Below are 11,503 nucleotides of genomic sequence, written 5' to 3' on the forward strand. Positions count from 1 at the left end.
GTGCCATACAGAGTGATTTTCGTCTGTTCATACTGGAACGCGCCGTTTAGGGGACGACGCAGTTGATATCGAATGAAAATCCGTGGTCCGGTATATGCTTTGTGAACGCGTGAGTTATTCGACAACCAATCTTGATTTCTCGGCTACCGCTTCCGCCTCCTCGAACTCACCGCCACCGAGAAGGCCGCGGGCGGCGCGCTTGCCCCATTCGACGGCGGGTTGGTTGAAGGTCTCGACGCTGTACAGTTCGCCTGCGAGGACACACGCCGCTTCCAAGCAGTAACAGAGTTCGCCGAGTCCGTACTCGTCGACGCGGTCGATTTCCAGACGGACGTTCGGTTGCCCGGACGCCGCGAGACTCGCCTCAGTCGCCTCGAACTCGGCCGACAGCAACGTTCCGAGGCTGCTCCCGCCCAGATATTCGAGACCGGGGAGGTCGGTCTCGGGAATCGAACGGTCCTCCCGTTCCGTCGGGCGGACGAACGTCACCATCTTGTCCGACGGTCCGGCCCGGTACAGTTGGAGTTGTGAGTGCTGGTCGGTCGCACCGAGTGCACGCACCGGCGTCTGTCCCACACCGTCCTTCCCCAGACTTTCGGCCCACAGTTGCGCGAACCATTCCGCGTACGTCTCCAGCGATTCGGCGTAGGGCATCATCGCGTTGACCCCCGCGCCGCGTTCGTCCAGCGCGTAGGTGATGGCCCCGTAGGCGTACGCTGGCGACTCGAACAGCGACCCTGACAGTCGGTCAGCCTCGGCCTGCGCGCCGTCGAGGACCGCCTCGATGTCGTGGCCCTGGATCGCGGCACACGCCAGTCCGACCGTCGAGAGCATCGAAAATCGACCCGGGACGCCGTCGGGAACGTCGAGCGCGGGCAGGTCGTGACGGTCGGCGAGGTCGCGGAGGTTCCCCTCTTCGCCCGTCGTGACGAACGTCTGCTCGGTCCAATCCACGCCTGCCGACTCCATCGCGTCGCGGACGACGAGGAAGTTCGCCAGCGTCTCCGCCGTCGTTCCGGAACGCGAGACGACGTTGACCGCGGTGTCGGCGAGCGAGATTCGGTCGAGCAGGGACGCGACGTGTTCGGGGTCCACGTTGTCGAGGAAGTAGGCGTCCACGTCCGACTCCAACCCGTGCGCGAGCGTCGCCGCGCCGAGCGCGCTGCCGCCGATGCCGACCGTCAGCACCGTCTCGACGTCGGCGAACGGTTCGACTGCGGTCCGAATCTCCTCCGGGTTCGTCGTCTCCGGAAGGTTCAGAGCCGCGTAGCCGTGTTCGTCGTTCGCTCGTCCGGTTTCGATTCGCTCGTGGGCGTCCGCGACGCGGTCGTCCAATCGGGACAATGTGTCGCGCGAGACGCCAGGCGAGGCGACGCTGTCGAGAGCGTTGCCGAGATCAACTCGCATACGAAATTCCCCACCGTCGGACGTAAAAAAGACACCCCCTTCGAGGCGGGAAAATAGTTCCCGAACGGTAGGTCGGCGTTCCGTCGAGACTCCCGTCCCGACAACCGTCGTCGTTTCTTGAACGGACACAACAGCCAGAGAACAGCAATCGACGCAACCGCAGGTTCCTCGTTACTTCCCGTGAGCGAAGCGAACGGACTCGGCGCGGACCGGAGAGGCACGAAGTGCCTCGAAGGGAGCACCGATGTTTTGGTCCAGATTTTGCCAGGGAGCCAGCCGAAACGACGACAGTAGTCGTCGTTTCGGCCTGCGACCGCAGCAAAAGGTGGTGGTTAAAAGGTGGGTTCTTAGTAGGCGTACCGCAGGTTCGGGACCGTCGTGTCGTCACCGGCTTCCATCTTTTCGAGCGCGTCTTCGAAGTCGGCCATGGTGACTTCGGTCCGCTCGTCGCGGATGGCGACCATGCCGGATTCGGTGGTCAGGCTCTCTATCTCCGCACCGCTGAAGCCGTCGGTTTCCTCGGACAGGCGGTCAAAGTCCACGTCGTCGGCGAGGTTCATGCGCTGGGTGTGGATTTCGAGGATACGGCGACGGCCCTCCGCGTCCGGGTTGGGCACTTCGATGAGGCGGTCGAAGCGACCGGGGCGGAGGATGGCGCTGTCGAGCATGTCGAAGCGGTTGGTCGCCGCGATGATGCGGATGTTGCCACGGTCCTCGAAGCCGTCCATCTCCGAGAGCAGTTGCATCATCGTCCGCTGGACTTCGGCGTCGCCCGACGTCTTCGAGTCGGTGCGCCGCGAGGCGACGGCGTCGATTTCGTCGATGAAGATGACGGCGGGTTCGCGTTCGGCCGCGAGCGAGAACAGGTCGCGGACGAGTTTCGCACCCTCGCCGATGAACTTCTGGACGAGTTCCGACCCGGCCATCTTGATGAACGTGGCGTCGGTTTCGTTGGCGACCGCTTTCGCCAGCATCGTCTTCCCGGTTCCCGGCGGCCCGTGGAGGAGGACGCCGCTCGGCGGTTCGATACCGGCCTCCTCGAACTGTTCCGGGTTGACGAGCGGTTCCTCGACCGCCTCCCGGACTTCCCGAATCTGGTCGCCGATGCCACCGATGTCCTCGTAGGTGACGCTCGGCGACGCGTCGACTTCCATTGCCTGTGCACGGGCATCCTTTTCGGTGTCCAACACCCGTTGGATGGTGAACGAATCGTTGACCGCGACGCGGTCCCCTGCCTCGATGTCGGACCGCATCTGGACCGCCACGTCGGTCAGCACTTCCTGGTTGTTGCCGTGTTGTTTGATGATGATGCCGTCGTCGGTAACGTCCTCGACGGTCGCGACGTACAGCGAAGTCGTTTTCAGCATCTCGTTTTCGCGCTGTAGTTTGTCGACCTCTTCGGAGAGGTTCTCGTGTCGCTCCGCGGCCGCATCGACGCGCTCACGCAGTTTGTCGTTGACTTTGGTGATATCCGTAAAATGATCTTGAAGCGCCGACAGGCGCTCATCGTCGGACATGTCCGGGTCCAGTTCAAGCGTCGGACGGTCGGGAACGGATGGACTACGTGACATTTGTTATTCGTCCGTAAGGCGCCACATTAAAAGTGCCTTTGGGTCGCGGGGTATCCACAAAGTTGGTATAGCTGCATCTATCGGCGCGGATTGCCGGGAAATTCCACGCAAAAAAAGCGCTGACGAGTGGAAAAAACGACGCGCGTTAGAGCAGTTCTTCCATCTCGTCCAGTCGCTCACCGTACACGTCCAGCGCACGCTGAATGGGTTCGGGCGAACTCATATCGACGCCCGCACCTTGGAGCAGTTCGAGCGGGTACTCGCGCGACCCGTTACGCAGGAAGTCGAGATACCGTTCCGCGGCGGGTTCGCCTTCCTCCAAAATCTTATCAGCCAGTGCGACGGCGGCGCTGATCCCCGTGCTGTACTGGTAGACGTAGTAGGCACGATAGAAGTGTGGGATACGCATCCATTCGCGCTCGATTCGGTCGTCGACGACAGCCGGTTCGTAGAACTCGCGCTTCAGGTCGCCGTACACCCCGTCGATCCTATCGGGTGTGAGCGCCTCGTCGTTCTCCGCGAGCTGGTGGACTCGGTGCTCGAAATCGGCGAACAGCGTCTGTCGGTAGAGCGTCGAACGGAACCGTTCCAGATACTCGTTCAGAATGTGTCGGCGGAGGTCGCGGTCCTCGACCGTTTCGAGGAGGTGGTGGGTCAACAGCGCTTCGTTGACGGTGCTGGCGACTTCGGCGACGAAGATCTCGTACCCGCTGTACGCGTAGGGTTGTTCCTCGCTCGTCAACTGCGAGTGAAGGGAGTGACCGAGTTCGTGTGCCAGCGTGTACATCGAGGAGATGTCGTCCTGATAGTTCATCAGGATGAACGGCTGGGTGTCGTAGGTTCCGCCGCTGTAGGCACCCGCCCGCTTGTCTTTCGTCTCGTACACGTCGACCCACTGTGATTCGATCCCCTCGGCGACACGCGATTGATAGTCGTCACCGAGCACTCCCACCGCGTCCACGACGTACTCGACCGCTTGGTCGTAATCGAGGTCCGGGCTTTCGGTGTCCGTCATCGGCATGTACACGTCCCACATCTGCAGTTCGTCCACGCCGAGACTCTCGCGTTTGAGTTCCACGTGCTTGTGGAGTTTGTCGAGGTTGTCACGAACGGTATCGAGGAGGTTGTCGTACACCTCGACGGGGACGTTCGGGCCGTCCAACGCGGCCTCGCGTGCGGTCTCGTAGTTCCGGGCGCGGGCGTACTTCACGTCGGATTTGACGCTGTTTTTGTACGCCGCACCGACCGAGTTCCGAACGTCGCTCCACTCGTCGAAGTAGTTCTCGTAGACGGTCTGACGGAACTCGCGGTCCTGATTTTTGAGCAGGTTGACGAAGTTGCTTTGGGTGATCTCGACCGACTCCCCGTCGGGGTTTTCGACCGTCGGGAACGTCATGTCGGCGTTCGAAAGCATGCTGTAAATCTCGTTCGGCGCGCCGGTGACTTCGCCGAACTCCGCGAGCAGGTTCTCGATCTCGGCCGAGCGGGTGTGCTCTTTCATCCGAATCGTGTCGTCCAACGCGTGTTCGTACTCCTCGAGTCCGTCCGTTTCCGCGATCATCCGGTCGAGTTCCTCGCGGTCGAGCGACTGAATCTCCGGTTCGATGAAACTCGTCGCGCTTCCCGCACGGGACGCGAGCGACTGGGCACGCGAGGCGAGTGCTTGGTACTCCTGGTTGGACGTGTCCTCGTCGCTTCGCATTCGAGCGTAGGAAGCGACCATCGACACTTCGCGTCCGAGTTCGTCGGTGAGTCGAAGTACCGTGAGGAGCGTCTCGCCGTCCTCGGTGACCTGTCCCTCGTACTCTTCGAGTTCGTTTAGCCGCTCCTCCACGTCCTCGTATGCGTCCTCCCACTCGTCGTCGGTCGCGTAGATACTCTCCAGATCCCACTTGTATTGGGCGTCGATATCGCTCCGTTCGGGAACAGAACTCATACCACGACCTACGACTAGCCCCGCCGTAAACGTTGATATTCCGGAATGAGGGGATTTCCGCTGAAACGAGGTTTTTAACCGATGACGACGCAGTGGCTGTATGACCGACGAGACGGCACGCGCGCTCGGCGAAATGTGGCAGGACGACTATCCGTGGACCTTCTTAACGAAACTGACCGAACTCGAAAACAGGATGGGTGGCCATCCCGGTGAGGAACGAGCGGCGGAACTGGTCGTGGAGGCGTTCGAACGTGCCGGGGCACGAAACGCACATACCGAAGCGTTCGACATGAACTGTTGGACCCGCGGGTCGGCCGAACTCGCGGTTACCGACCCGGTCGAACGGTCGTTCGAAACCATCGCGCTCCCGTACTCGCTGGCGGGTGACGTGCAGGGAGAACTGGTAGACGTCGGTCACGGTATGCCCGAGGACATAGACGAGGTCGACGTGGCCGGAAAGATTGCCGTCGCCAGCACGACGACGCCCGACGGAAGCCGGTTCATCCATCGAATGGAAAAGTTCGGACACGCCGCCGCCGCGGGTGCGGAAGCGTTCATCTTCCACAATCACGTTCCGGGACAGCTTCCGCCGACCGGTTCGCTCACGTTCGGGGACGAAGCCGCTCTTCCCGCCGTCGGCGTTAGCAAGGAGACCGGCGCGTGGTTGACCGAGTACGCCGAAACGGGCGCAACCGCGAGGCTGGTCGTCGACGCGACGACCGAACCGGGAACCAGTCACAACGCCGTGGCGGAACTCGGTCCCGAGACCGACGAGGAGGTCGTCGTCGTCGCCCACTTGGATTCACACGACATCGCGGAGGGAGCACTCGACAACGGCTGTGGCATCACCACCGTCGTCGCGGCGGCCCACGTGCTCGCGAAGATGGACCTCGACACGCGCGTTCGAGTCGTGGGCGTCGGCTGTGAAGAGATCGGGTTACTGGGCGCACAAGCGTTGGTCGGATCGCTCGATACGGAGCGGACGAAAGCCGTCGTGAACGTCGACGGTGCCGGTCGATTCCGTGACATGCGGGCGTACATGCACGGCTCCGAGACGATGCGTTCGGTGATCGAAACCGTCTCCGATGACGCGAACCAACCGATCTCGATTCAGGAGGGCGTCCATCCGTTCAGCGACCACTGGCCGTTCCTGAAGGCAGGCGTTCCGGCGCTCCAACTCCACAGTGAAGCCGACGTCAGCGCACCCGGCCTTCGGGGACGTGGCTGGGGTCACACTCACGCCGACACGCGGGACAAGGTCGACGACCGCAACCTCCGCGAACACGCCATGCTGGCGGCGTTGTTGATCCGGGAGGTCGCATCGCGCGACGAGATTCCGCGTCCGAAACCGGACGAAATCGTGGAAAACCTCCGTGAACAGGAGTACGAGGAGGGGATGCGAGCGGCGGGTATCTGGCCCGACGGCTGGAACTAGGCTCGATTCGTGATTTCCGCCCGAACGATCTCTTCGACGAGTATTGCAAGTCCGCGAACGATGAGATATACGCCACCGACGAGCGACGCGAGTGCGAGGAGGGCGAAGATGACGGTTCCGAGGAACCCGAACGCTCCCATCACGAACACGCCGAGCGTTCGTCCCAAAAACATCGCCAACAGCCCCAGCACGATATTTACCGTTACTTCCCACAGCAATCCATCATTAACCATACTGAAAAGAAGGGGGAGTTCGGTATATATCTATTCGATAGTTCGACAGATGTCCCGCGCCACGCGACTCCTCGTCCGCCGTTCCACTCGGAGGTCGCCGAACACGTCGTGGAGGCTTTTCGTCGCCGCGCCGTCCACCGCGAATTCGAGATCGTAGCCCACATCGGCGAGGTAGAGCGGATAGGCGGGTGCACACGGAACGCCTTCCTTCCCGTCGAGCGGTTCCGACGCGAGTACGCGGTCGATCTTCGCCATCTCCTCCTCGCCGGTCGCGATGGCGTGAATCAGCGAGACGATCCGCCGGACGAGGTTTCTGGCGAAGCCACTGGCACGGAACGTGAAGACGAGGTATTCGTCGTCCTGGAGCACGTCGATATCGAGATCGCGGACGGTTCCCTCGGTGTCCGGGGTCAGGTTGTGAAAGTCGTGTTCGCCCGAGAGCCGTCTCGATGCCTCCTTTGCCAGCCCGAGGTTGGCTCGTGGCGCATGTGAATGATAGACATACTCCCGGTAGTAGGCGTCGTGAGTCGCGTGAAACGCCGGATCGACGTCCGCGCTAGCCCAGACGCGAATCTCGCCCGGGAGTTCGCTGTTGAACGCCGACGGGGAGAGCCACTCGGGGCACTCGAAGGCGACCGTCTGTGCGAGGGCGGACACGCCCGCGTCGGTTCTTCCGGCGGCGGCGTACCCCTCCGGTACGTTGTCCGCGACGCCGAGGGCACACAGGGAATCGAACAGGGTATCCTCGACGGTCGGGACGTCCGGCTGTCGCTGGAATCCGTAAAACGGGCTACCGTCGTAGGCGACTCGAAAGGCGCGCATCGACAGTCGGTACACGAGCCGAGCCTTTAGTTCGTCGGTTGTTACCGCCTCTGCGGAGGTTCGCTGGGAAATCGTACCGGAAAACAGGGCCGTTGTTCGAATCGAGTATCCTCGGAGTATATTCGAAATCCGGGGTTAACGTTCCCCGGTGAATCCCGTAACGTAGGTCTGTTCGTGGGCGGGGAACACGTCGGCGATGGTCTCGTCCCCGTGTCCGTCCGCGAGGAGTGTTCGAAGCTCGGCCTCGTAGTCGGCCTTCCGAATCTCGTCGCTCGGTCCGGACTCCACGTCGAGCGTCGCCGCGACGAGACGGTCGACGGCACCCCGGCCGAATCCGGAGAGTGGAACGATGTAGTCGATACCGTGGCGGTCTTCGAGACTCTGGGCTTGTGCACGCGAGACGGTCGGCACGCGGTCATCACGGCGCGTGCCGTCGGCGATCGCGTTGAACCCCATCGCTGCGACGGCTTCCAACGCGTGGAGATGGACGTGTTGAATGCCGTTTCGCGGATAACCGTCCTCGACCATCCGCTCGACGGCTTCGTCCGCGACCTCCCGGTCGAGTTCGACCGCCTCGAAGTCGAAACCGGTCGCCTCGGCGGTGTCTCGGGCGTGTTTCCAATCGTCCGTGACGCCGAAGTGAGCCGTTACGAGGGTGATGTCGTAGAAGTCGTCCAGTATGAGTGCGGCAAGGGTCGAATCCTTGCCACCGCTGTAGAGGAGTCCGAGCTCCATCTCAGCGGCGCTTGATGTTGAAGCTCGTCTTCTCGGGCTTCAGTTCGCGTAGCAACTCCTTCATCTTCGCGTCGTCTATTTTTCCGTTGATACGGCCGCTCTGTGCGATCGCCAGTATCTGTTGTTCGACCTGTTCCGCGAACTGCGGTTTGCTCATGCGAACCGAGTTCAGTCGCTTTCGCGCGCCGTCGGTCAGGTACTGTCGAAGCAACGCCTGTTTCTGGGCGTTCGCTTGCTGTTGTGCTTGCTGTTGAGCTTCTTCTTGCTGTTGCTGATCCTGTAGCTCCTCCATTTTCTGCTTTCGAAGCTCTTCCAATCGTTCGTCGTCGGGATTTCCACTCATCTCTTATCGGTTGTTTACCCCGCACGACCAAAAACAATTACGGACGTTTCGTTCCGCACGGCGCGAGGCGAGAAATCGGATACCGATGACTGGTCGGGGGTGGAAAACGGGAAAACGTCGATGGTTCAGGCGTAGCGTTCGAGTTCCGGTCGGTCGAGGTCGGAGAGGACTTCCCCGGCGGTGTCGTCGAGAAGGCTTCGACCGTCAGCCGTGATTTCGCGGCCGCGGTGTTCGTTGGACTGGATGAGGTCTTCCTCTTCGAGTTGTTGGAGGATGATTCGGATGACCTTCTTGCTGCCGTCCGATCGGTGGCTCGGGGCGACGGCGTAGCGGTTCGAACCGTCCTTGCTGCCGCCGTATTCGGTCGAGAGGCGCTCGACACCGATGGGGCCGTTCATGGCGACCTTTCGAAGGAGGCTTCCGGCGCGGATGTACCAGAAGTTCTCCTGTTCCGGTGGCAGTTCGCGCTGGGAACCCGTCTTCGTGAATTCTGCCCAGTCCGGTCGGTCAAATCGTTCTTCGAGGTCGTCGGCGAGCGCGTCGATAAGCGCATCCGCCGGAACGTCGTAGAGCGTCGTCATAGGACAGATTTCCTTGCGACGGCGTTTAAAGCCATCGTTACGGAGTAGGGACCTACCGTCAGTCGCTCCTGATGCTGCCGGTCTTCGCGTTGTCGGCTTCCAACATCGCCGTCGTCGAACCGCCGATGAGAACCGGAAGGAAGTACGTCGCCCCGCGGTGAATCAGCGCTGCCGCGCTCGCCGTCGTCGCTGAGACCCCGGCGATGGGGACGAGTAGGATAACCAGCACGGCGTCGACTCCGCCGAGACCACCGGGAAGTGGGGTAATACTGGCCATACTTCCGAGGGGGATTACGAACAGAACGGCCGCGAACGGAACGGTGTATCCGAGCGCGTAAAACGACAGCCAGAGTGACACCGCCGAGAGAAACCATCCGAACGCCGAGAAAAACATCGAAAGCGCGAGGCCACGACGGTTCCCTGCGACGCGTTCGATAGCGTCGAAAAACCCTCGAAGGCGGTGAACTACCGCCGCTTTGCTCGTCGGCGTGAGCCGCGGCACGAACCGGGCCAAGCCACCGACGACCCTCACGACGATGTCGGCAATCTTCATCTCGACTTGGTTACGGTTCCGCCATGCGAGGATTGCGACGATAGGAACGGCGATGGCGACTGCGACGAGAGTGAGCGCAACCATCACGAGGGCATGTCCGAGCGTGAGCACTGTCGCGTAGTAGGCCACACCGACGAGCGCGAAAGAGATGGACGGGACGAAGTTGATGGAGTCCACGCTGGCGATAGCGCCGAGGCTCGACTCGTAATCGGCGTTCGTCGTCCGCGAGATGAGCAGCGCGGCGAACGGTTCGCCGCCCGCTTGCCCGAACGGAGTGACGTTGTTGGCGAACGTCGCACCGGCGTAGAGCGAAAACGCGCGCAGCACGGTGATACGAATCCCGAGAACCCGGAGGACGGTACGGAGCGACATCGACCACGAGAAAAGCCACGCTAGGGCGACGACGGCGACGGCGATGACGATTCGTCCATCGGCCATCGTGAGCGACGTCATAATCTCGTTGATACCAGCGAGTGAAAAGATGACGAGCAGAACGGCAATCGCCGCTACGAAGCCGACGATTATCGTTCGCATGTCACCCAAGTCGAGACGCATCACGTTCCTAATATCGCGGGGGTGGCTTGAAGCCAACGAAGACCGTTCGGCTTTTTCCCCCGCCGCGAGCAAACCACGTGTATGGACGAACGCGCCGCGCTCCGGCTACTTGCGGGCGAGCTCCCCGACGCGGGAGATGACGCCGCCGTCATCGACGGACACGTGCTGACTACGGACATGCTCCACGAGACGACGGACTTCCCGGGTGGAACGACCCGATACACCGCTGGCTGGCGAGCAGTCGGCGCGTCCCTCTCCGATGTCGCGGCGATGGGTGCAAGCGCGGTCGCTGGCGTCGCCGTCTACGCGGCCCCCGAATTCGAACCGGCGGAACTAGAATCCTTCGTCGAGGGTGCGAGCGACGTCTGCAAGTCCGTCGGCGCGCGGTACGTCGGCGGCGACTTGGACACGTTCGAGGAGTTCACCACGTCCACGACCGTCCTCGGTCGAACTGACGACCCCGTTTTGCGTTCGGGAGCGACCCGAGGCGACCTGCTCTGTGTCACCGGAACGCTCGGCCGAAGCGGCGCGGCCCTTCGACTGTTCGAAGCGGGTGACGTGGAACGAGCGAACGATCTGTTTCGGTTCCAGCCACGGGTCGAGGATGGACGGGCACTCGCCCCGTTTGCGACCGCGATGATGGATTCGAGCGACGGCCTCGCGCGGTCGGTCCATCAACTCGCCGAAGCCAGTGGCTGTGGTTTCGAACTCGACGGCGAATCGATTCCCGTCGCCGAAAGCGTTCGGGAGGTTGCGTCGGATGAGGGGGACGAACGTGATTTGAGCTTCTTCTTCGGCGAGGATTTCGAACTCGTGTTCACCGTTCCCGAATCGCGGTTGGCTGACGCACGGACGGCCGCGCCGACGCCGATTTCGGTCGTCGGCGAAGTCACTGACGGGGGAGACGGTTCGGAGCCGAAAATTACGATCGATGGCGAACCGTTACCCGACCGTGGGTACACGCACGGGCGGACGGACGGAGAGTAGAGCGTCCTCGACTCAGGAGATGATTCTGATGGGCGTCGGCGTGAAACAGAGGATGCCGAGGACGAACGTGAGCAATCCGAGCAGTTTGCGGCGGGTATCGAGACTGCCGTCGTCGATGGGCGTCGCGGGACCCACGTACGCGAAGAACATCGAGAGGAAGCCCCAGATGACCCAGAGTACCGTCGCGTTGCTGACGTCGAGGACGTAGAAGACGTAGGCGGCGAGACCGAACAGAACGGCCGGAACGAGCGCGGCGATGCTCTCCTGGCGCTCGCCGATCATCGCGCGGACGATGTGGCCGCCGTCGAGTTGCCCGACCGGAATGAGATTGAGGAACGTGACGAA

The 11,503-nt window shown here is 62.0% G+C and carries 12 protein-coding genes; 2 read left to right on the top strand and 10 right to left on the bottom strand.

Annotation, left to right across the window (positions count from 1 at the left end; all coding sequences use genetic code 11):
- Nucleotides 1–114 precede the first annotated feature (114 nt).
- The 3 genes from WBV42_RS07890 to pepF form a co-directional block, all read right to left on the bottom strand.
- Nucleotides 115–1,407, bottom strand: coding sequence for a glucose-6-phosphate isomerase (locus WBV42_RS07890; protein WP_423985535.1), 1,293 nt, complete (start codon nucleotides 1,405–1,407; stop codon nucleotides 115–117).
- Nucleotides 1,408–1,754: 347 nt separating this feature from the next.
- Entirely contained in the window at nucleotides 1,755–2,978 is a 1,224-nt protein-coding gene (gene pan2, locus WBV42_RS07895; RefSeq protein WP_423985536.1) for a proteasome-activating nucleotidase Pan2, read from the bottom strand.
- A gap of 145 nt (nucleotides 2,979–3,123) precedes the next feature.
- Nucleotides 3,124–4,914 carry an oligoendopeptidase F gene (gene pepF, locus WBV42_RS07900; protein ID WP_423985537.1) on the bottom strand — a complete coding sequence of 597 codons (1,791 nt, stop codon included), beginning with the start codon at nucleotides 4,912–4,914 and terminating at the stop codon, nucleotides 3,124–3,126.
- 100 nt (nucleotides 4,915–5,014) lie between these two features.
- On the opposite strand from pepF, the gene WBV42_RS07905 reads away from it, so the two are divergent.
- Nucleotides 5,015–6,349, top strand: a complete 1,335-nt coding sequence (locus WBV42_RS07905; protein ID WP_423985538.1) for a M28 family peptidase — start codon at nucleotides 5,015–5,017, stop codon at nucleotides 6,347–6,349.
- Here WBV42_RS07905 and WBV42_RS07910 read toward each other — a convergent pair.
- The 6 genes from WBV42_RS07910 to WBV42_RS07935 all read right to left on the bottom strand — a co-directional run bounded on the left by WBV42_RS07910 (nucleotide 6,346) and on the right by WBV42_RS07935 (nucleotide 10,171).
- Nucleotides 6,346–6,582: a hypothetical protein gene (locus WBV42_RS07910; RefSeq protein WP_423985539.1), complete on the bottom strand. Its 237-nt coding sequence runs from the start codon at nucleotides 6,580–6,582 to the stop codon at nucleotides 6,346–6,348. The two genes, WBV42_RS07905 and WBV42_RS07910, sit on opposite strands and share 4 nt — an antisense overlap.
- 30 nt (nucleotides 6,583–6,612) lie before the next feature.
- Nucleotides 6,613–7,404, bottom strand: coding sequence for a tRNA pseudouridine(38-40) synthase TruA (gene truA, locus WBV42_RS07915; protein WP_423985540.1), 792 nt, complete (start codon nucleotides 7,402–7,404; stop codon nucleotides 6,613–6,615).
- A gap of 135 nt (nucleotides 7,405–7,539) precedes the next feature.
- Nucleotides 7,540–8,139 (bottom strand): DUF7411 family protein, encoded by a 600-nt coding sequence (locus tag WBV42_RS07920; protein WP_423985541.1) that lies wholly within the window; start codon nucleotides 8,137–8,139, stop codon nucleotides 7,540–7,542.
- 1 nt (nucleotide 8,140) lies between these two features.
- Complete coding sequence (locus WBV42_RS07925) at nucleotides 8,141–8,482, bottom strand: DNA-binding protein (protein ID WP_423985542.1); 342 nt, start codon at nucleotides 8,480–8,482, stop codon at nucleotides 8,141–8,143.
- 125 nt (nucleotides 8,483–8,607) lie between these two features.
- On the bottom strand, nucleotides 8,608–9,063 hold the full coding sequence (locus WBV42_RS07930; protein ID WP_423985543.1) for a 30S ribosomal protein S19e: 456 nt from the start codon (nucleotides 9,061–9,063) through the stop codon (nucleotides 8,608–8,610).
- 58 nt (nucleotides 9,064–9,121) lie between these two features.
- Nucleotides 9,122–10,171 (bottom strand): lysylphosphatidylglycerol synthase transmembrane domain-containing protein, encoded by a 1,050-nt coding sequence (locus WBV42_RS07935; protein ID WP_423985544.1) that lies wholly within the window; start codon nucleotides 10,169–10,171, stop codon nucleotides 9,122–9,124.
- An 81-nt stretch (nucleotides 10,172–10,252) separates the two neighbouring features.
- Here WBV42_RS07935 and thiL point away from each other — a divergent pair, with 81 nt between their 5' ends.
- The gene (thiL, locus tag WBV42_RS07940) at nucleotides 10,253–11,158 is read left to right on the top strand and encodes a thiamine-phosphate kinase (RefSeq protein WP_423985545.1); all 906 of its coding nucleotides are present in this window, start codon (nucleotides 10,253–10,255) and stop codon (nucleotides 11,156–11,158) included.
- 12 nt (nucleotides 11,159–11,170) lie between these two features.
- On the opposite strand, the gene WBV42_RS07945 is transcribed toward thiL, so the two are convergent.
- The coding region (locus tag WBV42_RS07945) for a site-2 protease family protein (protein ID WP_423985546.1) at nucleotides 11,171–11,503 on the bottom strand (333 nt) is incomplete at its 5' end.

Source organism: Haladaptatus sp. (assembly GCF_049589095.1).
In the GTDB taxonomy this organism is placed as follows: Archaea; Halobacteriota; Halobacteria; order Halobacteriales; family Haladaptataceae; genus Haladaptatus.